General features: G+C 35.5%; 17 protein-coding genes, 1 pseudogene and 1 other annotated feature. All 18 genes and pseudogenes read left to right on the top strand.

The window, feature by feature from the left end:
* Positions 1–15 precede the first annotated feature (15 nt).
* Entirely contained in the window at positions 16–2127 is a 2112-nt protein-coding gene (locus KQI71_RS09375; protein WP_216435674.1) for a PTS transporter subunit IIABC, read from the top strand.
* A 128-nt stretch (positions 2128–2255) separates the two neighbouring features.
* Positions 2256–3212: an AAA family ATPase gene (locus tag KQI71_RS09370; protein ID WP_216435673.1), complete on the top strand. Its 957-nt coding sequence runs from the start codon at positions 2256–2258 to the stop codon at positions 3210–3212.
* On the top strand, positions 3205–4296 hold the full coding sequence (locus tag KQI71_RS09365; protein WP_216435672.1) for a DUF58 domain-containing protein: 1092 nt from the start codon (positions 3205–3207) through the stop codon (positions 4294–4296). The genes KQI71_RS09370 and KQI71_RS09365 overlap by 8 nt, the downstream gene beginning before the upstream one ends.
* A 314-nt stretch (positions 4297–4610) precedes the next feature.
* A complete protein-coding gene (locus KQI71_RS09360) occupies positions 4611–6512 on the top strand; it encodes a transglutaminase-like domain-containing protein (protein ID WP_216435671.1) in 1902 nt (633 codons plus the stop codon).
* Positions 6513–6593: 81 nt separating this feature from the next.
* A complete protein-coding gene (locus KQI71_RS09355) occupies positions 6594–7514 on the top strand; it encodes a DMT family transporter (protein WP_216435670.1) in 921 nt (306 codons plus the stop codon).
* Positions 7515–7558: 44 nt separating this feature from the next.
* Positions 7559–7764, top strand: a binding site (T-box leader).
* Between the two features lie 93 nt (positions 7765–7857).
* The gene (gene pheS / locus KQI71_RS09350; RefSeq protein WP_216435668.1) at positions 7858–8877 is read left to right on the top strand and encodes a phenylalanine--tRNA ligase subunit alpha; all 1020 of its coding nucleotides are present in this window, start codon (positions 7858–7860) and stop codon (positions 8875–8877) included.
* Positions 8878–8927: 50 nt separating this feature from the next.
* Positions 8928–11348: a phenylalanine--tRNA ligase subunit beta gene (gene pheT / locus KQI71_RS09345; RefSeq protein ID WP_216435666.1), complete on the top strand. Its 2421-nt coding sequence runs from the start codon at positions 8928–8930 to the stop codon at positions 11346–11348.
* Positions 11349–11964: 616 nt separating this feature from the next.
* Entirely contained in the window at positions 11965–12909 is a 945-nt protein-coding gene (locus KQI71_RS09340; protein ID WP_216435665.1) for a hypothetical protein, read from the top strand.
* A gap of 17 nt (positions 12910–12926) precedes the next feature.
* The gene (locus KQI71_RS09335) at positions 12927–13157 is read left to right on the top strand and encodes a helix-turn-helix domain-containing protein (protein WP_216435663.1); all 231 of its coding nucleotides are present in this window, start codon (positions 12927–12929) and stop codon (positions 13155–13157) included.
* On the top strand, positions 13144–13995 hold the full coding sequence (locus tag KQI71_RS09330; protein WP_216435661.1) for a hypothetical protein: 852 nt from the start codon (positions 13144–13146) through the stop codon (positions 13993–13995). Before KQI71_RS09335 ends, KQI71_RS09330 begins: the two co-directional genes overlap by 14 nt.
* 6 nt (positions 13996–14001) lie before the next feature.
* Positions 14002–15327: a sodium-dependent transporter gene (locus KQI71_RS09325; protein ID WP_216435659.1), complete on the top strand. Its 1326-nt coding sequence runs from the start codon at positions 14002–14004 to the stop codon at positions 15325–15327.
* A gap of 160 nt (positions 15328–15487) precedes the next feature.
* Positions 15488–16824, top strand: a pseudogene (locus tag KQI71_RS09320) (MATE family efflux transporter).
* A gap of 95 nt (positions 16825–16919) precedes the next feature.
* Complete coding sequence (gene queA / locus KQI71_RS09315) at positions 16920–17948, top strand: tRNA preQ1(34) S-adenosylmethionine ribosyltransferase-isomerase QueA (RefSeq protein ID WP_216435657.1); 1029 nt, start codon at positions 16920–16922, stop codon at positions 17946–17948.
* Positions 17949–17968: 20 nt separating this feature from the next.
* A complete protein-coding gene (locus KQI71_RS09310; protein WP_216435655.1) occupies positions 17969–18952 on the top strand; it encodes an aldo/keto reductase in 984 nt (327 codons plus the stop codon).
* Positions 18952–20169 (top strand): NAD(P)/FAD-dependent oxidoreductase, encoded by a 1218-nt coding sequence (locus tag KQI71_RS09305; RefSeq protein ID WP_216435654.1) that lies wholly within the window; start codon positions 18952–18954, stop codon positions 20167–20169. Before KQI71_RS09310 ends, KQI71_RS09305 begins: the two co-directional genes overlap by 1 nt.
* A gap of 11 nt (positions 20170–20180) precedes the next feature.
* The gene (gene cmk, locus KQI71_RS09300) at positions 20181–20843 is read left to right on the top strand and encodes a (d)CMP kinase (RefSeq protein WP_216435652.1); all 663 of its coding nucleotides are present in this window, start codon (positions 20181–20183) and stop codon (positions 20841–20843) included.
* A gap of 10 nt (positions 20844–20853) precedes the next feature.
* Complete coding sequence (locus KQI71_RS09295) at positions 20854–22752, top strand: bifunctional 4-hydroxy-3-methylbut-2-enyl diphosphate reductase/30S ribosomal protein S1 (RefSeq protein ID WP_216435650.1); 1899 nt, start codon at positions 20854–20856, stop codon at positions 22750–22752.
* A gap of 141 nt (positions 22753–22893) precedes the next feature.
* Positions 22894–26355 (top strand): pyruvate carboxylase, encoded by a 3462-nt coding sequence (locus KQI71_RS09290; protein WP_216435648.1) that lies wholly within the window; start codon positions 22894–22896, stop codon positions 26353–26355.
* Positions 26356–26360 lie beyond the last annotated feature (5 nt).

Raw genomic sequence — 26360 nt, 5'->3', positions numbered from 1 at the left:
AACAGGAATGAACATATGGCAGGTAAAATATTTGGAATTCTTCAAAGAGTTGGAAGATCGTTTATGCTTCCGATTGCGATTCTTCCAGTTGCTGGTCTGCTTCTTGGAATTGGGCAGTCTTTTACAAATGAGACAATGCTCAGGACTTATCATTTAATGAATCTTATGGGACCAGGAACGGTTTTATATGCAATCTTAAAAATTTTAGGAGATTGTGGAAATATTATTTTTGAAAATATGCCACTGCTTTTTGCAGTTGGGGTATCGATCGGAATGGCAAGATCTGAAAAAGAAGTAGCTGCATTATCTGGTATTGTTGCTTTTTTTATCATGCATACAGCAATTTCAGCAATGATTACGCTTAATGGGGGAAGTCAGGTATTGCATCGTGGAGCAATAGATGATATTCTTGGTATTAAATCCCTTCAAATGGGTGTGTTTGGTGGAATCATTGTTGGTCTTGGGGTAGCAGTACTTCATAATAAGTTTTATAAGATCAAACTTCCAGATGTGATCTCTTTTTTTGGAGGAACTAGATTTGTACCTATCATATGTACAGTTGTTTATATTTTTGTCGGAATTATCATGTTTTTTATCTGGCCTCCGATTCAAAATATCATGTATGAACTTGGCAATATTGTAAGAGCTTCTGGATATTTTGGTACTTTTATTTACGGAGTAATGGAACGTGCATTGATTCCATTTGGGTTGCATCATGTGTTTTATCTTCCTTTTTGGCAGACATCTCTTGGTGGTGCGATGAAAGTTGCGGGAAAGACTGTTGAAGGTGCACAAAATATCTTTTTTGCACAGCTAGCGGATTCCTCAACTAGACATTTTAGTGTGGAAGCGACACGTTTTATGGCAGGAAAGTTTCCATTGATGATTTTTGGACTACCAGGAGCAGCATTGGCAATGTATCAGTGTGCAAAACCAGAAAAGAAAAAGCTAGTTGGAGGATTATTCGCATCTGCTGCGTTAACAACGATCTTGACAGGAATTACAGAACCTTTGGAGTTTATGTTTTTGTTTGTGGCACCGGGACTTTATGCAATTCATTGTTTACTTGCAGGAATGTCATTTATGCTGATGCATATATTGAAAGTTTGTGTAGGAATGACATTTTCCGGAGGAATGATTGACATGTTTTTGTTTGGAATTCTTCAAGGACAAGAAAAAACAAATTGGATGATGTTTGTGCCCGTTGGAATTTTATATTTTATTCTTTATTATTTTCTCTTTCATTTTTTAATTTTGAAATTTCATATAAAAACTCCAGGGAGAGAAGAAAAAGAAGAAATATCGGTTTATCCAGTAAATCAGTCAGAAAATGTACCAAAAGAAAAAGAAGTATTGTCAAAAACAGCCGTAGTTTCAGAAATGATCGTACAAGGGCTTGGAGGTGCACAAAATATTAAAGATATTGATTGTTGTGTCACAAGACTTCGATGTACGGTAAGAGATCCAGCATTAGTCAAAGATGAGATTTTAAGAAAAAGTGGTGCCAGAGGAGTTATGAAAAAAGGTGATGGTGTCCAGATTATCTATGGACCACTTGTCACTGTGATCAAATCAAATCTGGAAGATTATTTAAATGGTAATGATATGAAAGAGACAGAGGAAGAAACCATGGAGCAAAGAAAAAAAATGATGGAAGAATCAAAGGAAGTTTCAACAGAATATCTTTTTATGCCGATTCATGGAACCGTCATAGAATTAAGTGAAGTAGATGATCAGGTATTTTCAGCTGGAATGCTTGGAGAAGGATTTGCGATCCAACCACTGGAAGGAAAAGTATTTGCGCCAGCAGATGGAGTTATTTCTGCATTGTTTGACACAAAGCATGCAATTGCGATAAATTCTGTCCGCGGGGCAGAAATTTTAATTCATGTTGGCCTTGATACGGTAAGACTTGGAGGAAAATATTTTAATGCTAAGGTAGAATCTGGAATGCATGTGAAAAAGGGAGATCTCTTGTTGGAGTTTGATTTAGAAAAAATCAAGAAGGCTGGATATCGACTGACAACTCCAGTGGTGGTAAGCAATAGTATATCCTATACGAGCATTACCCTAGACAAAGAAGGAAAACAGCCGGTGGGAGAAGAAATACTTACATTAAAAAAATAGGAGCGAAAGCTCTTATTTTTTTATTTTTAAAATCATAAAAACTTAAGAAAAAATAAGTTTTTTTCTCGTTGACAGATCTTTTATTTTATCTTATTTTAAAGAAAGATACAGATTGGAGGTAGGATTTTATGAGGCTGCGGGAGAAAACACAAAATTTGTTAAATGAAATCAATCATATTATTTTTGGAAAAGAAGAAGTAGTACAGGAAATTTTTCTTACAATGATTGGAGGGGGACACATACTATTGGAGGATATTCCTGGAACTGGGAAGACAACGCTTGCATTAGCATTTTCTAAACTCCTTGATTTTGTATGCAAGAGAGTGCAGTTTACTCCGGATGTTCTTCCATCGGATTTGGTTGGATTTTCTGTTTATAAAAGAGATACACAGAAATTTGAATATCAAAAAGGGGCCGTTTTCTGCAATCTTTTGTTGGCAGATGAAATTAATCGTACATCGCCAAAAACGCAGTCTGCGCTTTTAGAAGTTATGGAAGAAAGACAAGTTACGGTAGAAGGAGTAACAAGGAATGTTCCAGATCCATTTTTTGTGATTGCGACACAAAATCCTTATGGAACGATTGGAACGCAGAAATTGCCAATTGCACAGATGGATCGATTTATGGTAAGTCTTTCGATTGGATATCCGGATTTTTCCAATGAAGTTCAAATGGCAAAAGGGCTTGATAGTAAGCAGGCAGTGAAAAAATTAGAACAGATGATGAAGATCACAGATTTTCAGGAAATCCAAAAACAAGTGGAAAAAATTTATATGGATGATGATTTGTATGAATATATTGTTTTACTAATTCGAGCGACAAGAAAACATCCATATATTGAACATGGTGTGAGTCCAAGAGCAACAATTGCCCTTGTAAAAATGGCAAAAGCATCAGCATGGATTCGTGGGAGCGATTTTGTTTTACCACAAGATATTAAACAGCAGTTTTTCTTTGTTGTAAGACATCGTATTATAGAAAATGCAAAGGCACGAATGGAAGGAAAGACAAAAGAAGAAATTCTTGCATCCATTTTGAAGTTGGTAAAAGAACCGACTCTTGGAAGGAAGTGGGAAGATGCGTAAAGTTTTATATATTTTTCTAATGGCTGTTACGTTTTTTTGTGCAGGGTTTTATGAAAAATATCTTTTTATGCTTCTTTTTCTTGTTGAATGTTTTTTATTCCTTTGTGGATGGTTGGTACCAAATTATTTGATACGCCATATGAAGTTATCCATAAAAATGGATTCACAAAGGCGATGTGGAGAAGTTATTCAAGGAAAGGTAATTGTAAAAAATGAAGGGAAATTGCCAGTTCCATTTTTTCACGTATTTCTTTCTTATCAGAATGAGCTTTTGAAAGAAAAACCGGAGGTAAAAAAGAGAAAAGGATTTGTTGCTGCAAAAGAGGAAGCTGTTATGGATTTTCAAATGTTGCCATTACATTGTGGAATTTTTTGTGTAACAGTAACGCAATTACAAGTATTGGATTATCTTTCTTTATTTTCTAAGAAAAAGAAAGAAAAGAAAAAGGCGGTAACAGTGGTGATACCAGAAGAAAATCATACGTTTTCTTTTCCGGAAAAATTTTTGGGATTTCAAGTACAGCAGGAAGAGACAGATGATATGATTCCTTCAAAAGAACCGCCAATGATCGAAGGAATCCGAAATTATGAGTATGGAGATTCCATGAGAGATATTCACTGGAAACTAAGTGCCAGAGAAGATAAACTTTATAGTAAAATATATCAGAAAGATACAGTACAGGCGGTTTCTCTTTATGCAGATATATCCCATGATAAGGAATTGGAAGCAACCGATATTGATATTTTTCTTGAAATGCTTGATGCAGTCCAAAGAGATTTATTAAAAAAAGGAATTCGATTGTATTTATGGTGGTACGATAAAAATGAGGTATCGGCAACAATTGTGCCAATTCGTACGGTAGAGGATATTGCGCAAGGATTTTTTAGGTTGCTATTTGATCTGTCAGCAGATCCTTGGAAAAAAGATGAAAGAGAACAGAGAATTGTACAAGAACAGATGGAAGAGACGACCCTCATTCGGGTTACAATGAATCTAGAATGTTATCTTCAAGACAAGCTTTTTTATTCTTGTACAAAAGAGCAATGGAAGAAAGAAGGAAAAACAGAAAGGTATTATGGATGAAAAGAAAAGAAAAACAAATACAATTTCAAGCTGGAAAATTTATTTCTGGCCGAAGACAAAAAGAAAACATTTGGAATGTTTTTCTTTTTCCTGCCTACCTTAGCGGGGTATGTGGGATTTTATATACCTTTCCATTTTTTCAAAATGTAACATGTAATCAGAGATTGGTTTATCTCACAGGAATAGTTGTAAGTCTTTTCTTCTGGACTTTTCAGAGAAGAAATCAATGGAAGGTTGCACTTTGTTTTTTTGGTATTTTTTCTTTCTGGTTTTATACGCAGAAGACAGTACTTTTCTTTCAGGGAGAACAGATAATGAAGGCATTATCTGATCATGGAGCTTTGTCAAAAAATCAAGATTTTACGCAAAGTCTTCAATTCTTTGCTATATTTTTGTCAATATTTATTTTTTTGCTTGTATGGAAATTTGGAGTAGGTTGGATTTTTTATTTTTATAGTCTTCCTTTGATTTTTGTAGGACCATGGATAGGGGTTCATTTCGATGAGAAAGGAATCATACTGTTACTTCTTTTTCATATGGGAAGCAGTATTTCTGGGAAAATGATGTTTGATCGGAAACGAATAGATGCTAGATTTTTTTGCGTATATCAATGGAAAACAGCAGGAAGTACACTTTGTTTCTTGAGTCTTTTGTTTCTTGCGGCTTTATTCCTTTCTCATAAAATACCAGATATTTATATTGGAAAATTAATAACTACATCACAATCGGTGCAGAATCGAATGAAAAAGCAGGGAATGAATTTTTTGGGCATAGAAGAAGATCATGGAAAAATTAATCGAGGAAATCAGTATACAGACCATGAAAAACAGCTGGAAGTTGTACTTGAAAAGAAACCAAAGCATGCTTTATATTTAAAAAATTACACTGGTGGAAAGTATAATGAAGATGGGCGATGGGAAAAAGTCGATGAGAGTGATTTTTATAAGACTTATAAAGAAGAAAATAATAATGTTATAGGAAAAAGCATTTTTGAAAATCAATCACTTTATCTGGCGCAGTATGATCAACAAGTTTTTTCAAACATCAAATCTTGCAGTATAAAAATAAAGAATAAAAGATCAGAACATTATATTCCTTATATGGAAGGATATATTGGATCAACGAATCGTGGAGATAAGGCAAAACTTTATGAAAAGAAAGATGTTTTAAGGGTAGTAAATGATGTGGCTTTTGAATCACAACAAGTCATGGATCGAATGATGGATCAAGAAGAAGCTTATAAAACTTATCAAAGACTTCATTATCTTTATGCTCCGCAGCAGAGATTTCCCAAATTAACAATGTTGTGCCGGGAACATCCAATGGATGCACAAGAAGATACGGAAGGGGCAGTGACTAAGTTTATAAAAAAAGAATTAAGACAGCGTGCTTCTTATACATTAACTCCTGGAACCATACCTCTTAATAAAGAAATTCCAGAATATTTTTTGTTTGAAGGGAAAAAAGGATATTGTCAGCATTTTGCGACAACTGCAGCACTTATGTATCGTATGTATTATATTCCATCTCGTTATGCATCTGGGTATCGAGCAGATGTAACCGATTTTAAACAGCAATCTGATGGAACATGGAAAGCGATTCTTACGGAAGATGATGCACACGCATGGGTGGAAATTTATGATCAATTTTGGGGATGGAAAGTTATTGAGGTAACTCCTGGTGCAGGACGAACAACGCAGCAAAGATCAAAAATACAAAAACAAACAAGAAAACAGACATCTGATTTTTCAAAAAACAAGATAATAAAAAAGAAAGAAGAAAAGAAAACATTCGATTTTTTTGTTATGGTAAGGATGATCTTATGGATTGTGCTTTGGCTCCTGTTTTTGCCAATGCTGTTTTGTGTTTTTTGGTGTTACCGAAGAAAAAAATTGGGACAATTAAGAGAAGCTTCTGCGGATTGTTTGTTTGCGCAGTTAATGAAACTTCTGAAAAAAGCCGGATTCATGGAAAAATTTGATGGAAATGAAAATGATTTTGCAGAAGTTTTTTCAAAAAATCTTTGTGCTATCACAACCGAGGAAGCAAGACGGATGATGGAGCTTGTAAGGAAAGAATCTTTTGGGGGAAAACATTTAAAAAAAGAAGAACAAGAGGAAGTGTTTATGATCTATCAAAAAGCAGGAGAAGAATTGTTAAATCATATGAAATTTTATCAAAGATGGTATGTTCGGTACTGGAAAGTTTACTTGTAGTAAACCCTTAAATAAAGTTGCGTCTGGAAACTGCCTGTAGTAGAATGGGAAAATACAAAAGAAAAGGCAGGATATAAGGTTATGAAAAAACAACAAATAAGAAGTTCTTTCCTTTTGCTTTTAACAGCAGTCATTTGGGGAAGCGCTTTTGTAGCACAAAGTGTTGGGATGGACTATGTTGGACCGTTTACTTTTAATGCAGTTCGTTCTTTGATTGGTGGTATTGTTTTAATTCCTTGTATTTATTTCTTGAATCGAGGAAAAGAAAAGGAAAAAATACAAAAAAGTAAGAGAAAAAACCTTGTGTTTGGAGGAATTTGCTGTGGGATTGCGCTTATGGCGGGTAGTTCTCTCCAGCAGATAGGAATTATGTATACGAGTGTTGGAAAAGCAGGATTTATTACAGCATTTTATATTATAATAGTACCACTTCTTGGATTGTTTCTTGGAAAAAAGTGTACGAAGTTTGTATGGATTGGTGTTATTATTGCATTGATTGGCTTATATTTTTTATGTATGACGGGATCATTTTCTGTTGGAAGAGGAGATTTTTTGGTTTTTCTATGTGCGATTATGTTTTCGATTCATATTTTGATCATTGATCATTTTACAAAATTTGTGGATGGAGTTAAAATGTCATGTTTTCAATTCTTTATTTGCGGCATCATTTGTTTGATTCCAGCTATCTTTTTGGAACATCCACAAATATCTCTTTTATTAGCCGCATGGAAACCATTGCTTTATTCGGGTGTATTATCTTGTGGTGTTGGGTATACTTTGCAAATCGTTGGACAAAAGGGAATGAATCCAACCGTTGCTTCCTTAATATTAAGTTTAGAATCCGTAACGTCCGTTATTGCGGGCTTTTTCATTCTACATCAAAGTTTAAGTCAAAGAGAATTGATCGGTTGTGTGTTGATGTTTATAGCGATTATCTTAGCGCAGCTTCCGGAAAATAAGAAAAAAGACGAAGAAGAAATGGAATGGGAGAATATTGCATAATTTTTGTTGACAATATAGAATCGTTTGTTATAAAATAAGGAATGTTAAAGGCATTGATGGTGCACAGTAAGAAGATGATTCTTCCGAATTTCACACCGTAGCTGTATCTCTGAATGTGATGAAAATCAGTAGGAGATAACGGAGTCTGCCCGTTATGCAGAGACTTAAGTGCTTATGGTAATTAAGATTTTTACGATACCATAGGAATTAGGGTGGTACCGCGAGTATATAACATGAACTCGTCCCTTTGCGGACGGGTTCTTTTTTTATTTCATAGAAAATTTCGATGAAATAAAAAAAGAACCTGGTCCGAGAATATATTGATGTAAAAGGAGAAAAGCAGATGAAGGAAAGATTAGAGGCAATTAAAAAAGCTGCCTTGGAAAAAATCGAAAAAGCAGATGCAATGGAAAGTCTAAATGATATTCGTGTATCTGTTCTGGGTAAAAAAGGTGAATTGACTCAGGTATTAAAAGGAATGAAAGATGTGGCCAAGGAGGAGCGTCCAATTGTTGGTCAGATGGTTAATGATACAAGAGCTGTCATCGAGGATGCGTTGGAAAAAGAGATGACACTGTTAAAGAAAAAAATCCGTGAAGAAAAAATGAAACGTGAAGTGATCGATGTTACACTTCCTGGAAAAACTCATGAAAAAGGACATCGTCATCCAAATCAGATCGCATTAGAAGACTTAGAACGCGTTTTTATTGGTATGGGATATGAAGTGGTAGAAGGACCAGAAGTCGAATATGATAAATATAATTTTGAAATGTTAAATATTCCTGCAAATCATCCTGCAAAAGATGAACAGGATACGTTCTATATTAATAAAGATATTGTGCTTAGAACACAGACATCTCCAGTACAGGCGCGTATTATGGAAACTGGGAAAATGCCAATTCGTATGATTGCACCTGGAAGAGTATTCCGTTCGGATGAAGTAGATGCAACGCATTCTCCATCCTTCCATCAGGTGGAAGGATTGGTTGTAGATAAAGGAATTACTTTTGCTGATTTAAAAGGGACTTTGGAGCAGTTCGCAAAAGAATTTTTTGGACCAGATACAAAAGTAAAATTCCGTCCGCATCATTTTCCATTTACGGAACCAAGTGCAGAGGTTGATGTTACATGCTTTAAGTGTGGTGGAAAAGGATGCCGTATGTGTAAAGGAAGCGGTTGGATTGAGATTCTTGGATGTGGTATGGTTCATCCGCATGTACTGGAAATGTGTGGAATTGATCCAGAAATTTATTCAGGATTTGCTTTTGGAATCGGACTGGAACGTGTCGCATTATTAAAATATGAAATCGATGATATGCGTCTGTTATATGAAAATGATAAGAGATTTTTATCACAGTTCTAGAGATTTGAGAATTTAAGAAAAAAAGATAGAAATAAAAGGAGAAAAAAGAAATGGATACACCAATTTCATGGATTAAGGCGTATGTGCCTGATTTAGAATGCACTCCTCAGGAATATGCAGATAAAATGACATTATCTGGTTCCAATATGGAAAGTGTCACATATTTAGATAAAAACCTAGAAAAAATCGTAGTAGGAAAAATTGAAAAAATTGAAAAACATCCAGATGCAGATAAACTGATTATTTGTCAGGTGAATATTGGAGATGAGACAATTCAGATCGTAACTGGAGCACCAAATGTTTCAGAAGGAGACTTAGTTCCTGTTGTATTAGACGGGGGACGTGTTGCTGGTGGTCATGACGGTGGAAAAAATCCAGAAAATGGAATTAAAATTAAAAAAGGGAAACTTCGCGGAGTAGAATCTTTTGGTATGATGTGTTCCATCGAAGAACTTGGAAGTTCAAGAGATATGTATCCGGAAGCACCAGAATATGGAATTTATATTTTTAAAAAAGATGTAAAACCTGGAGATGATGCAATTGAAGCTTTAGGACTTCACGATGCGGTTGTAGAATTTGAAATTACATCAAATCGTGTAGATTGCTTTAGCATGATTGGTATGGCAAGGGAAGCAGCAGCAACTTTTAGAAAGGAATTTCATCCACCAGTTGTTACAAAAACGGGAAATGATGAAGATGTTAATAATTATATCAAAGTAAGAGTAGAAGATGATGAACTTTGTCCAAGGTATACAGCAAGAGTTGTAAAAAATATCAAACTTGCACCATCACCGGAATGGATGCAGAGAAGATTATCTGCCATGGGAATCCGTCCAATTAATAACTTAGTTGATATTACAAACTATGTCATGGAAGAATATGGACAGCCAATGCATGCTTATGATCTTGATACAATTGCAAACAAAGAAATCATTGTGCGTCGTGCAAAAAATGGAGATAAATTTACAACTTTAGATGGTGAAGAAAGAATCATGGATGAAAATGTTTTGATGATCTGTGATGGAGAAAAAGAAATCGGAATCGCAGGTATCATGGGAGGAGAAAATTCCATGGTGACAGATGATATCAAAACATTATTATTCGAAGCAGCATGTTTTGATGGAACCAATATCCGTCTTTCTTCTAAGAGAATTGGATTAAGAACCGATGCATCTGGTAAGTTTGAAAAAGGATTGGATCCTGAAAATGCAATGGCAGCCATGGATCGTGCATGCCAGCTGATTGAAGAATTAGGAGCAGGAGAAGTTGTTGGAGGAGCAGTTGATGTTTATCCAAATCCTGTAAAACAAATTCGTCTTCCTTTGGAAGTTGATAAGATGAATGCACTCCTTGGAACAGATGTATCGAAGGAACAAGTTCTTAAATACTTTAAACGAATTGAACTTGATTATGATGAAGCAACAAATGAGGTTATTGTACCATCTTTCCGTCAGGATCTTCATCGTATGGCTGATTTAGCAGAGGAAGTTGCAAGATTTTATGGATATGATAATATCCCAGTAACTCTTCCAAATGGAGAATCCACAGCAGGTAAAAAGCCATTTAAAATGCGTGTGGAAGATATATGCCGTAATGTAGCAGAACAAAATGGGTTCTGTGGTGGAATGACATATTCATTTGAAAGCCCGAAAGTATTTGATAAATTATTGTTGCCAGCGGATGCAAAAGAACGTCAGGCAATTGAGATTTCTAATCCATTAGGAGAAGATTTCAGTATCATGAGAACCATTTCTTTAAACGGAATGCTTACTTCACTAGCGACAAACCTGGCTCATAGAAATAAAAATGTAAGATTATATGAATTTGGAAATATCTATATTCCAAAAGCATTACCTCTTACAGAGCTTCCAGATGAAAGAATGCAAATGACACTTGGAATGTATGGAGACTGTGATTTCTTTAACTTAAAGGGAGTTTTGGAAGATATGTTAGATTCTCTCGGTTTAGGTGGAAAATCTGAATATATTCCAACATCAGAGCATCCTTTCTTACACCCAGGACGTCAGGCAAATGTACTTTTGGATGGAGAAAGAGTTGCCTATATTGGACAGGTTCATCCAGAAGTTATGGATAACTATAATATGAAAGGTGAAGTTTATGTAGCAGTCATCGATATGCCAACGTTAGTACCAAAGGCAACCTTTGATCGTAAATATGAAGGTGTAGCAAAATTCCCTGCTATGAAACGTGACTTAAGTATGGTTATGAAGAAAAACATCTTTGTTGGACAGCTTGAAAAGATCTTTAAAGATAAAGGTGGAAAATTACTGGAATCTTATGAATTATTTGATGTTTATGAAGGAGATCAGATCGAAAAAGGATATAAATCCGTTGCCTACTCCTTAACTTTCCGTGCAAAGGATCGCACATTGGAAGATGCAGAAGTTTCTAAAATCGTAGAAGACATTCTTGTAGAATTGAAGAAATTAGGCATTGAATTAAGAGCTTAAAAGTATTTTAAAATAGCCAGACAGTAACAGTTTTTTTGTTTTGATATTGTTGCTGATCTGGTTGTTTTTTATTTTATAGGAAAATTGATCGCTGAAGCGATCCACCGTAGGTAGAGAGTGGAGAGTCTTGTTTTACGATAGAAATGGACGTATTCTGCGAGGAAAACAGGCTGGATTCTCATATCACAGCGTTAGCCAGTTTCAGAACGGGAAGATTTATCCAAGCGATCTTTCCGCATCCTACTGTTAGCAGTGTGCAGGATATCAATGGAAATATTTGTTTTAGCAGCGGAATGAGTAAGAAATTTGGAGAATATGATAAAAATGGAAAACTGATAGTTACCTGTAAAGCTGATAAATATTCTTATCAGGTTTTAAAGTATAAATTTTAAAATGGCTCCCCTATATAAGACAATGAAGTGAATTACCATTCCTATGCGGTGTTGTTACTCCTATGGACGTGGTACTCTGTTTAGCATTCATAGAAAAATCTTATATAGGGGAATTTTGTATAAAAAGGTAAGCGGTATGCAAATTAAATTATTGAAAAACAATAATATTAATGATATAATAAAATTAAAATTATCGAAAAACAATAATTAGCGGAGGTGGGATGATGAAATGGAAAATGGAAAAAATCTTAATTGGAGAAGCAATGATAGGCGTTTTTTTGGCTGTTTTGTGTCAGAAAGTATTTCGATTTTCAAATGCGCTTGAAATAGAATATCTTCCGTTTGAAGTGGTAGGAAAAATATTACGGTGGATGTCTCTAGGTTCTGATGTAGGAAATGTAATAGCGATTATCATCTATATAGGAATTTGTATTTGGCCTGTATTATATTATTGGAGAAAACATAACAAAGGAAAAGAAGATATTCTGCTATTTCTTATATCATTGTTTTTATTTTATATTATTTATGAATTTATTAATCCTGGACGAATGTATCATCATATGCCAGATATTTTTACGACAGATAGCAGTGCCTTTCCAGCGATAAAAATAGGATATGCAAATTTGTTTTACAGTCTGCTAATTGCGTGGGGTGTTTTAAAAGCAGTTGTTTTACTTGGAAAAGAAGAACAGAAAGGTTGGAAAAAACGTCTGTATCGCGGAATGAATTTTTTACTTATACTTGTAGCAAGTTTTTATACATTAATGATCTTTTATATAAAAATATTTGAAATTTTGCAAAAAGCGTCTCAATTCACAATGGATGATTGGATGAAGATGGCAGTACAAATTCTGCCGATCTGTTTGATGATATGGCTTTTATTGACGATGTTGAACATGGTAAAGGCCATGGAAAGTGAAAACGAAGAAAAACAGATGAAAGTAGCTAGAAAACTTTCAGAGAGTGCTAAGCTTATCATGGGATTAACAGTTCTTGTAAATGTTGTTTTTAATATTTATCAATTTGTAGCTTCTGCGAATTTACAACATGTAAATTTTAACTTGGATTTATCGATACAACCATTATTGATTGCATTTGGTTCATTGATTTTTTATGAATACTTTAAAAAAACAAAAAAATTAAAAGAAGAAAATGATCAATTTATATAGAAGGAAGTAAAGTTTGTATGGGAATTAGAGTACATTTGGACGATATTTTAAAAGAAAAAAATATAACATCCAAAGAACTATGTAAAAAAATCCATATCACAGAAGCAAATTTGTCTATTTTAAGAAGTGGGAAGGCCAAAGGAGTTAGGTTTTCCACAATTAATAAAATTTGTTATTATCTGGAATGTGATGTAGGAGATATCTTGAAATTTGATGGAAAACTGGAGGAGAAAGATGGAGAAAAATAGAAAAAGGATCGTGATATTGATCAGTGTTTTGGCGGGTACCATCCTGTTACCAGGATGTCGTCTTGCTAAGAGAGAAGAAAGTATCAGACCGAAAAAAACATTCTATGGTATATATGTAGGAATTGGAAAAAATAAAAATTGTAATGGAAAGATAGAAGGGAAAAAAGATAAAAATGGCCTTATTCATTTCAAAAAGTTAAATGGATATTTCTTATATATGAAATATTCCTCAAAAAAAAATATGACACAGATGGATAGTGATCCTCAAATTCGGCATCTTCATTTGAAAGAAAACATACAGTCGGGTGATAATCAGAAAGCTAAAACTAAGGAATGGAAAGTTTCTGGAACGATCAACGTACAGGAGACGGAAAATATAGTAGAAGAAAGATTATATCCAGTTTATAAACGTCAGGATGGGACCTTTTATGCAGATCTGAACGAAATGCAAATATCTAGAGTAGAGGGATTGCCAAAAGGTGCAAGTGTTGCGCTTTCTCGTTCAGGTACGAAAGGAAAACATAAAATAACTTATTCGATGACCGTTCAATCCTCTCGAGCGGTGAAGAAAATTCAAATCATAGAAATGGATGCAAAGGATCGAAAGATTAAAAAAACAGCCTATTTTTCACCAGATCAGAAAAGCTATCAAATGCAGAAAAAGACATCATATGTAATTATCAATGAAAAACTTGCAGGAACAGGATCCAAAACCATTATGAGACGAAAAATATATTCTGCAAAGAAATCACTAGAATATGAGTGGCAAAAATTAGGAAAAGATGGAGTGTTGACTCCGGTGAAATTAAAGTTAAAAAAAGAAAGATCAGGAGTATAAAGAAGAATGAAAAATAATAGAGAATCATTTAACAGCCGATGGGGATTTATTCTTGCATGCATTGGTTCAGCTGTTGGTATGGGAAATATATGGATGTTTTCTACGAGAGTTTCTTTGTATGGAGGAGGTTCTTTTTTAATCCCCTATTTTCTCTTTATTATTGTGATCGCGTCGACAGGGGTAATTGGAGAGATGAGTCTTGGACGTGCGGCAAGATCAGGACCAATCGATGCATTTGGCATGATTTGTGAGAAAAAAGGAAAAAGAAAGCTTGGGGAAACCTTTGGGATGATTCCAGTACTTGGTTCTCTTGCAATGGCAATTGGCTATACAGTAGTTATGGGATGGATTTTAAAATATGCCGTTGGAACTTTTACTGGAACCACTCTTGCACCGAAGACCGTAGAGGAATTTGGGAAAAAATTTGGAAATATGGCATCTGCGTTTGGAAACAATATATGGCAAGTAATGGCTCTTGTAATATGTATGATTATTTTAATGTTTGGTGTAGGACAAGGAATTGAGAAAGCGAATAAGATTTTGATGCCAATATTTTTTATTTTATTTGTTATTCTTGGTGTTTATGTATCCTTTCAGTCAGGAGCAATCCATGGGTATCATTATATATTTCGTATAGACAAGACAGCTCTCTTAGATCCCAAAACATGGATTTTTGCATTAGGACAGGCGTTTTTTTCACTTTCTGTTGCAGGAAATGGAACTTTGATCTATGGTTCCTATCTTTCGGATGAAGAAGATATTCCAGCTTCAGCTGCAAGAGTTGCATTTTTTGATACGGTTGCAGCAATGCTTGCAGCACTTGTGATCATTCCTGCGATGGCAACAACCGGAGCTAAACTTAATCAGGGAGGTCCAGGACTTTTGTTTATTTATTTACCTAATTTGATTAGATCGATGCCAGGAAGCAGATGGATTGCAATGATTTTTTTTGTTGCAGTATTATTTGCAGGAATGACTTCTTTGATAAATCTTTATGAAGCGCCAATTGCAACTGTGCAAGAAAAACTACATGTGGGAAGAAAAACATCTTGTATCATCGTTGCCGTGATTGGTCTGCTTGTTTCTCTCTTCATTCAAGGAATTGTTTCTGATTGGATGGATGTCCTCTCGATTTATATTTGTCCGCTAGGAGCAGGACTTGCAGGAATTATGTTCTTCTGGATAGCTGGGAAAAGGTATGTGGAAGTACAGGTGAATAAAGGAAGAAAAAAGAAATTTACAAAACGATATTTTCTGGTTTGTAAATATCTTTATGTTCCAATCTGTATATTTGTTCTTGTATTAGGAATTGCACTTGGTGGGATTGGATAAATTTAAGACTTAAGGCAGAAATCTTCGGTTTCTTGGATTCGAGGAGTGCAAACACTTATTAAAAAGATATTGAGAATTCAATGTCTTTTTTTTATAATAAACGAAGGGTATTTTTTATGGGAATATAACAAAAAATAGACAGGAAAGAGATGATGAAAAAATGAAAGAAAGACGTTTTAGTAATCGGAAGCTGGCGGCCTTAATATTCCCTTGGCCATTGATCAGCTTCTTAATTCATTTATGGGGACAGTAGATACGTTGGTTGTCAGTAATCTTGGGTCGGCAGCAATTTCAGCAGTTAGCTTAGTAGATTCCATTAATATTTTGATCGTGCAGGCCTTTTTTGCATTAGCATCTGGAGGAACAGTGGTATGTTCTCATTATCTTGGATGTAATAAAAAAGACTCTGCAAGAAATTCTGCAAGACAGTTACTGTTTATTACTTTTTTGCTTTCACTGATGATTGCTGTATTATGTCATTTGTTTAGTAATCAGATCCTTGGTGTAATTTTTGGAAAAGTAGAGCCATTGGTTATGAGCAATGCAAAGAAATATTTCTTTTTCTCGGCAATGTCTTATCCATTTATTGCATTATATGATGACGGTGCCTGCATTTTAAGGGCACAGGAAAATAGTCGTCTTCCAATGCAGATTTCGATAGTAGCGAATGTAGTAAATATTATACTAAATTTGGTTTTTGTATGGATTTTTCATCTTGGTGTTGCAGGGTCTTCTTGTGCAACCATGCTTGCGAGAGCATTTGCTATGATCGTTGTTCTTTATAAACTTCGCAGTCCCAAAATTGAAGTACAGTTGACACATTATTTATCTATTCGTCCGGATTGGGCAGAAATTAAAAGAATTCTTCATATTGGGATTCCATCAGGTGTTGAAAACAGTATGTTTCAGTTTGGAAAGCTGGCAATTCAGTCAACGGTATCTTTAATGGGTACTGCAGCGATTGCAGCACAGGGAATGACGAATATTATTGAAAATTTAAATGGAATTATGGCAATCGGAATGGGAATTGGTTTGATGACGGTTGTTGGTGAATGCCTTGGGGCAGGGGAGAAAGAAGAGGCGATCTATTACATAAAGAAAATCTCTATTGCAGCGGAAGTTGTTGTTGTTATTTCTTGTCTGCTTATGATGGCGCTCACTTATCCAATTACTTATTTTGGAGGCATGGAACAGGCAAGTGCAAAGATGTGCATTTTTATGGTGACTTGTATTACTGTTGTAAAACCAATCGTATGGGTCATGGCTTTTATTCCGGCTTATGGCCTTCGCGCTGCCGGAGATGTGAAGTTTTCTATGACACTATCGGTTCTTTCTATGTGGCTTTGTAGGGTTGTGCTTGCGATGATTCTTGCAAGAGTTTTTGGAATGGGACCGATAGCAGTCTGGATTGGTATGTTTACCGATTGGACGATTCGAGCTGTAATTTATATGATTCGTTTTAAAAACCGAAAATGGTTGAAGCATCAGGTGATTTGATGTTTATTGCGGATTTTTATGGTTCGTGCTATACTATAAGCCGAATTTTAAAAAATTATCATTATAAATAAATAAGTAAGAAGGGATACAAAAAAATGAAAGTCTCAGATTTTACATTTGATTTGCCGCAAGAGTTAATCGCACAGGATCCATTGGAGGATCGTTCAAGCTCCAGACTCTTGACATTAGATAAAAACACAGGAGAAATTGGTCACGACGTATTTCGTAATATTACAAATTATTTGAAACCAGGAGACTGTCTTGTTTTAAATAATACAAAGGTAATTCCGGCAAGACTGATTGGAGCAAAAGAAGAAACTGGTGGGAAAGTGGAAGTACTACTGCTTAAGAGAAAGCAGGATAATGTATGGGAAACCCTTGTAAAACCAGGGAAAAAGGCACGACCAGGAGCAAGGATTTCTTTTGGAGATGGAAAACTTGTCGGAGAGGTTATTGATGTTGTTGATGAAGGAAATCGTTTGGTGAAGTTTGAATATGAGGGAATTTTTGAGGAAGTGTTAGATGAACTTGGACAGATGCCTCTTCCACCTTATATTACACATCAGTTAAAAGATAAGAATCGTTATCAAACGGTTTATGCAAAGTATGATGGTTCTGCTGCAGCACCAACTGCAGGGCTTCATTTCACAAAAGAATTGTTAGAAGAAATTAAAGAAATGGGTGTTAAGATTGCCTATGTGACTCTTCATGTAGGACTTGGAACTTTCCGCCCGGTTAAAGTAGATGATGTTCTTGATCATCATATGCATTCGGAATTTTACCGGATCGAAGAAGAGGATGCGAAATTGATTAATGATACGAAGGCAGCGGGTGGAAGAGTAATTTCTGTTGGTACGACAAGCACAAGAACATTGGAGTCAGTAGCAGAAGAAGATGGAACACTTCATGCAAAGAGTGGATGGACAGATATTTTTATCTATCCTGGATATAAATTCAAAGTGATCGATGGACTGATTACAAATTTCCATCTTCCAGAGTCTACTTTGTTGATGCTTGTGTCTGCACTTGCTGGAAGAGAACATATTTTAAATGCATATCATATTGCAGTGAAGGAGAAATATCGTTTCTTCTCCTTTGGAGATGCGATGTTTATTCATCCATAAAAAAGCGAAAGGAGTATAAAATGGCACAGTTAAGAGAGATTGGAAAAAGCGGAATAAAAGTTCCTTTCTTAGGAATGGGAACTTGGGCAATCGGTGGCGGAAGCTGGTGGGGAGATAATGATGATTTCTTATCTATTCAGACCATTCAGGAAGCAATTGATCTTGGAATTGTATGGATTGATACAGCTCCGATTTACGGCCTTTATCATAGTGAAGAAGTCGTTGGAAAGGCAATCAAAGGAAATCGTAATAACATCATTCTTTCTACAAAGTGTGCGCTTGAGTGGCGCCATGAAACACCTGTTTATCATAAAGAAGTTGATGGAACGAAGGTGTATCGTGATTTATCCAAAAAAGGAATTATTGAAGATTTGGAACATAGTCTTTTAACTCTTGGAACAGACTATATTGATGTATTATACACACATTGGCAGACAACTGATAAAATGCTTTACCCAATCGAAGAGACGATGGATGCTTTGATGACTTTAAAGAAAGAAGGAAAAATACGTGCCATTGGAGCTTCGAATGTTACGGAACAAGATATTCGGGAATACTGTAAATATGGACAACTGGATGTCATTCAGGAAAAATACAGTATTGCGACAAGAAGAATTGAAAAAGAATTGTTGCCAGTATGTCAGGAATTAGGTGTATCTATTCAGGCGTATTCTCCACTAGAACAGGGACTTTTGACTGGAAAATTTACTATGGATACAACGTTTCCAGAAGGTGATGTAAGAAATAACAATCCATCGTTCCAGCCGGAACGAAGAAAGATTATTCTTGATATCTTAAAAGATTGGGAGAAATATCTTGAAAAATATGAATGCAGTTATAGCAATCTGGTCATTGCATTGACTGCTCAGATGATCGAAGGATTGCATGTACTTGGAGGCGCGAGAAAACCAGAACAGATTGAGGATAATGTAAAAGCGCTCCATGTCCATCTGGAAGAAAAAGATATAAAACAAATGAAGAAAGATATTGAGGTTTTACTATAATGAAAGTAATCATTATCGGTGGCGGAGCTGCCGGCATGATGGCGGCTTATCAGGCGGCAAAAGAAGGCAATCAGGTCTTGTTATATGAAAAAAATGAAAAACTTGGGAAAAAATTGTTTATTACAGGAAAAGGACGTTGTAACGTAACCAATGCATGTGAAATTGAAGAATTGTTTGATCATGTTGTAACGAATAAAGAATTTTTATACAGCGGTTTTTATTCTTTTTCTAATGAGATGGTGATGGAATTGTTTGAGGAACTTGGATGTCCATTAAAAGTGGAGCGTGGAAATCGTGTATTTCCGGTATCGGATCATTCTTCCGATGTTATTTCAGCGTTAGAGCGTGGATTAAAAGCGCAGCATGTAAAAGTTTTTTTGAATACAAAAGTAAAAGGATTAATCATAAAAGAAGAACAGGCATGTGGAGTTCGTCTGGAATCTGGAGATACGGTGATGGGAGATAAAATCATTGTTACAACCGGTGGGATGTCCTATCAAGCGACAGGATCGACCGGGGATGGATATGATTTTGCAAAGAAAGTAGGTCATAAGGTGACAAAACTTACACCAGCACTTGTTCCATTTCAAATCCGAGAAGACTTTTGCCAGAAGCTGATGGGATTATCGCTTCGAAATGTTGGGGTGACCTTATGTGCCGATGGAAAAAAAGTGTATGAAGATTTTGGAGAAATGCTATTTACTCATTTTGGAATCAGTGGTCCGGTTGTTTTAAGTGCAAGTAGTTATATTCGCCAATATCAAGGAAAAGAATTAAAATTTTTAATCGATTTAAAACCGGCGCTTACAAAAGAACAGTTAGATCATCGTGTTTTAAAAGATTTTCAACAAGTAATGAATAAGGATTTTGGAAATTCTCTGGATCATCTTTTACCAAAAAAATTAATTCCTGTTGTAATACAATTATCAGGAATTCCAGAACACAAAAAAGTAAATGAGATTACCAAAGAGGAACGCCAACAGTTGGTTTCTGTTTTAAAACGAATGGAACTTACTATTACGGGTGTTCGTGGATTTAAAGAAGCAATCATCACACAGGGAGGTGTGGATGTAAAAGAAATTAATCCAGGAACGATGGAATCAAAGAAAATCAGAGGATTATATTTTGCAGGGGAAGTGCTTGATCTGGATGCGGTTACTGGTGGATTTAATCTTCAAATCGCATGGTCAACCGGATATCTTGCAGGTATGAATTAGGAGGAAAACTTATGTATAGTATCGCAATTGATGGTCCTGCAGGAGCAGGAAAAAGTACGATTGCAAAAACAATTGCAAAGAAACTTGAATTTATTTATGTGGATACAGGGGCAATGTATCGTGCGATGGCTCTTTATTTTATTAGGCATCAGATCGATCCTTCAGATGAAAATGCGATCAATCAGGCATGCCCAGATATTCATGTAAGCATTGCTTATGAAAATGGAATACAACAGGTATTATTAAATGGAGAGAATGTAAATGGACAGATTCGAACCGAAGAAGTTGGAAATATGGCATCCAAGACATCCGCTTATAAAATGGTTCGTGCAACACTTCTTGATCTTCAGAGAAATCTTGCCAAAACTTCGAATATTCTGATGGATGGAAGAGATATCGGAACAAATGTACTTCCAAATGCCGATTTGAAAATTTATTTGACAGCATCATCAAAAGTAAGAGCGAAACGCCGCTATGATGAACTTGTAGAAAAAGGAGTTAAAGCTGATTTTGATCAGATTGAACAAGATATTATTGTCCGCGATCATCAGGATATGGAACGTGAGATTGCACCATTAAAGAAAGCAGAAGATGCTGTACTTGTAGATTCATCTGATATGACCATTGAAGAGGTTGTCAATACTGTCATTGATGCATTTGAAAAAGTGAAATAGCGGAGGAAATATGGAAGTTATTTTAGCAAAAACAGCAGGATTTTGCTTTGGAGTGAAACGTGCGGTTGATACCGTATATAAAGAAGCTGGAAAAGAAAATGTTTATACCTATGGACCTATCATACATAATGAACAGGTTGTTTCAGATCTTGAAAAAAAAGGAGTTTCTGTGCTTCGGACAAAAGAGGAATTGGAACATCTTGAAAAAGGAACGGTGATCATTCGTTCTCATGGAGTTGCAAAAGAAATTTATGATTTAATCGAGAAAAAAGGTTTGACGTTGGTAGATGCGACTTGCCCATTTGTAAAAAAAATACACAAAGTAGTACAAAAGGCAAGTGAGGAAGGAAAAAAGATTATTATTGTTGGAAGTGCAGAACATCCAGAGGTAGAAGGGATTCGTGGATGGTGCAACGGCAAAGTGGAAATCATAGCAAATATGGAAGATGTAAAAGAAATGACACTTTCCGGACCAGCCTGTCTAGTTTCACAAACGACATTTAATTACAAGAAATTTAAAGATTTAGTTGAAATTATCAGCCAAAAGGGTTATGATATAGAAGTATGTAATACGATATGTAATGCCACAGAAGAGCGTCAAATGGAAGCGAAGTCTATAGCTGCGAATGTAGATGCGATGATTGTGATAGGAGACAAGCATAGCTCTAACAGCCAGAAGTTATTTGAAATCAGCAATAAGGAATGCAAAAATACGTTTTTTGTACAGACACTTAAAGACCTGGATTTAAAGCCTTTTGAATCGATTGGTAAGGTAGGTATTACAGCGGGGGCCTCAACCCCACAGAAAATTATCAAGGAGGTTCATGCTAGCATGACAGAAAAGAGTTTTGAACAATTATTAGAGGAAAGTTTAGTTACGATTCATAATGGAGAGGTAGTAGAAGGTACAGTCATTGATGTAAAACCAGATGAAATTATCCTGAATATCGGATACAAAGCAGATGGTATTTTGACAAGAAATGAATACTCTAATGATTCTGCCAACGTGGATTTAACAACAGTTGCCAAAGTTGGTGATAAAATGGAGACAAAAGTCCTGAAGGTAAATGATGGAGAAGGACAGGTTCTTCTTACTTATAAGAGGCTGGCAGCAGAGAAAGGTAATAAACGCCTGGAAGAAGCTTATGAAAACAAAGAAGTGTTAAAAGCACCAGTTGCACAGGTATTAGATGGTGGATTAAGCGTTCTGATCGATGAAGCACGTGTATTTATCCCTGCAAGCCTTGTATCTGATTCTTATGAAAGAGATCTCAAAAAATATGAAGGTCAGGAAATTGAATTCGTTATTAGTGAGTTTAATCCTCGTAAGAGAAGAGTGATTGGTGACCGTAAACAGTTATTAGTTGCTGCTAAGAAAGAAAAACAGAAAGAATTATTTGAAAAGATCGAAGTTGGAATGAAGATTGACGGAGTTGTTAAAAATGTAACAGACTTCGGTGCATTCATTGACTTAGGAGGAGCAGATGGTCTGCTTCATATTTCTGAAATGTCTTGGGGACGTGTTGAGAATCCTAAGAAAGTATTCAATATTGGAGATAAAGTAACAGTCCTGATTAAAGATATTCAGGGTGAAAAGATTGCGTTAAGCTTAAAATTCCCAGAAGAGAATCCATGGTTAACAGCAGAAGAAAAATACAAAGTAGGAAATGTTGTAACTGGTAAAGTTGCACGTATGACAGATTTTGGTGCTTTTGTTGAGCTGGAATCTGGAATTGATGCATTACTTCATGTTTCTCAGATTGCAAAAGAACATATTGATAAGCCATCTGATGTATTAAGCGTTGGACAGGAAATCACAGCAAAAGTTGTTGATTTCAAGAAAGATGAAAAGAAAATCAGCTTAAGCATGAAAGCATTATTGACAGACGAAGATAAGGCAGAAGAATAAGAAAAAATAGTAAGGGGACTCCTTTTCTTTTAAGGAAAGGGGGTCCTTTTTTCATATACTTATTGAAAAATTAAGATTTTTAAGATATAATCATGTACAAAATACAATTTTGTATATACAAAATGAAAAGGAGTTTAGACCATGGAGATAAAAAAGTTCAAAAAAGTACTGGTTGCCAATCGTGGTGAAATCGCGATCAGGGTCTTTCGTGCCTTGAGCGAACTTGGAATTACAACAGTCGGTATTTACTCAAAGGAAGACCGATATGCTTTGTTCCGTTCGAAAGCAGATGAGTCTTATCAGTTAAATCCAGATAAAGGACCAATTGATGCTTACTTGGATATTAAGACAATTATTCGAATTGCAAAAGAGAAAAATGTTGATGCGATTCATCCAGGATATGGTTTTTTATCAGAGAATCCTGATTTTGTAGATGCTTGCGAGAAAAATGGGATTACATTTATCGGACCATCTTCAAGCTTGATGCGAAAAATGGGAGACAAGATTTCTTCTAAACAAATGGCAATTGAAGCAGATGTACCGATTATTCCCGGTGTTGATCATGCAGTTCACGGATTAGAGGAAGTAACAAAGATTGCAGATCAGGTAGGATATCCTGTAATGTTAAAGGCTTCTAATGGTGGTGGAGGACGTGGTATGCGTATCGTTCACTCTGCAGAAGAAATGCCAAAAGAATATGCAGAAGCCAGAGATGAATCCAAGAAAGCATTTGGTGATGACCAGATCTTCGTGGAAAAATATTTAAAGAGCCCAAAACATATTGAAGTTCAGATTATTGGGGATGAGTATGGACATGTTGTACATTTATATGATCGTGACTGCTCTGTACAGAGAAGGCATCAAAAAGTTGTAGAATATGCGCCGGCATTTAGCGTACCAGAAAATGTTAGACAGCAGATTTTTGATGCATCAATTCGTCTTGCAAAACATGTTGGATATAAAAATGCAGGAACATTGGAATTCCTTGTAGATGCAGATAACAATGCATACTTTATCGAAATGAATCCTCGTGTTCAGGTAGAGCATACTATTACAGAAATGGTGACAGGAATTGATATCGTACAAACACAGATTCTTGTTGCAGAAGGCTATCCACTGGATTCTGTTGAAATCGGAATCAAATCTCAGGATGATATTCATTGCAATGGATATTCGATTCAGACACGTATTACAACAGAAGATCCAATGAACAATTTCCTCCCGGATACAGGAAGAATTTCTGTATATCGTTCTGGGGCAGGTAATGGAATTCGTCTAGATGGTGGAAATGCCTATGCAGGAGCAGAAATTACACCATATTATGATAGTTTGCTTGTAAAAGCAATTTCTCATGATAGAACTTTTGAAAGAGCCGTAGATAAATCCATTCGTGTTTTAAAGGAAACAAGAATTCGTGGTGTTAAGACAAATATTCCATTTTTGATTAACGTTTTAAATCATGAAACATTCCGCGAGGGAAAATGTTATACAACATTTATTGAAGATACACCAGAACTTTTCCTTCTTCCAGAAAGCCAGGATAGGGCAACAAAGATTTTGGAATTCCTTGGAAATAAGATGGTAAATGTGCAGAAAGCAGTCCTTGATAAACCGGATTTCGAGGCAAGAACTCTTCCAAAATATGATGAAACAAAAGAAATCTATGGTGCAAGAGATAAATTCCTTGCGATGGGTGCAAAAGACTTTACACAGAGTATTTTAGGAGAGAAGAAATTATATATTACGGATACAACGATGCGTGACGCGCAGCAGTCTTTAATGGCAACCCGTATGAGAACTAAAGATTTGATAGGTGCTTCCGATGCAACAAATGCATTTATGCAAAATGCATTTTCTGTAGAAGCATGGGGTGGTGCTACCTATGATACGGCTTACCGTTTCTTAAAAGAATCTCCATGGAAGAGACTGAAACTGTTAAGACAGCACATGCCAAATACATTGATTCAGATGTTACTTCGTGCATCCAATGCCGTTGGATATAGCAACTATCCAGACAATGTTGTAAAAGCATTTATTAATGAAGCATCTGAAAAAGGTGTTGATGTTTTCCGTATTTTTGACAGCTTAAACTGGGTAGAAAATATGAAGATGCCAATCGAAGAAGCATTAAAGACAGGAAAGATCGTAGAAGGTACAATTTGCTATACTGGAGATATTACAGATCCAAATGAAACAAAATATACATTGGATTATTATGTAAGAAAAGCAAAAGAATTAGAAAGCCTTGGTGTTCATATCTTTACAATTAAAGATATGGCAGGTCTTGTAAAACCTTATGCAGCGAAGAAATTAATTAGTGCATTAAAAGAAGAATTAAAGATTCCAGTAAATTTACATACACATGATTCTACTGGAAATGGAGTTAGCACACTCTTAATGGCTTCAGAAGCAGGACTTGATATTGCGGATTGTGCCATCGGCTCTATGAGTTCCATGACAAGTAACCCTTGTATGAATTCCCTTGTGGAAGCATTAAAAGGAACAGAACGTGATACCGGACTTGATACAGATGAATTAACAGAATTAAGTCAGTACTATGCAAGAATTCGTCCAATTTATAAACAATTTGAAAGTGGAATGGATGCACCAAATACAGAAATCTATAAATATGAGATTCCTGGTGGACAGTATTCAAATCTGTTAGCACAGGTAAAAGAAATGGGTGCTGCAGAAAACTTTGAGGAAATTAAGGGACTTTACAAAGATGCAAACCAATTACTTGGAAATATCGTAAAAGTTACTCCATCTTCCAAAGTTGTTGGTGATTTTGCGATCTTTATGTTTAAGAATGGTCTGACAAAAGAAAATATTTTGACAGAGGGAAAAGACTTATCTTATCCAGATTCAGTTGTAGAATACTTTGAGGGTATGATTGGACAGCCAGAAGGTGGATTCCCAGAAGAATTACAAAAAATTGTCTTAAAAGATAAGAAGCCAATCAGTGTTCGTCCTGGAAGTCTTCTTCCAGATGAAGACTTTGAATATATTAAGAAGGGATTAAAGGAAAACTTCTATATGGAAAATATGGAAGATCCAGATGTTCTTCGCCAGAAAGCATTAAGTTATGCTTTATATCCAAAAGTATATGAAGATTACTGTAGACATTTTGAAGCATATAATGATGTTACAGGCCTTGAAAGTCATGTATACTTCTATGGATTAAGAAAAGGAGAAGAAACAACTTTAAGATTGGATGAAGGTAAATATCTGATCATTAAATTTATTGATATGTCAGAACCAGATCAGGAAGGATATCGTCTGCTTGATTTTGAAGTAAATGGATCTATTCGTGAAATTCGTATTCTTGATAAGAATCTGGAAGTTAAGACAGACCGCAGAGTAAAAGCAGATAAAACAAATCCTGCTCATCTTGGCTCTACAATTCCTGGAACTGTTGGAAAAGTTATGGTACGTGAAGGTGACGAAGTTACTGTAAATATGCCGTTGATGACAGTAGAAGCTATGAAGATGGAAACAACGGTTGTATCAAAAGTAAATGGTAAAGTTGATAAGATTTATGTAAAAGAAGGCGAACAGGTCAATCAAGAAGATCTGCTAATTTCTTTTGAAATTGATGAATAAAAATT

This window comes from Anaerostipes sp. MSJ-23 (genome assembly GCF_018918155.1).
In the GTDB taxonomy this organism is placed as follows: Bacteria; Bacillota; Clostridia; order Lachnospirales; family Lachnospiraceae; genus Anaerostipes.
The sequence above is the reverse complement of the archived record's forward strand: the minus strand, read 5'-3'. Positions and strand labels throughout refer to the sequence as shown.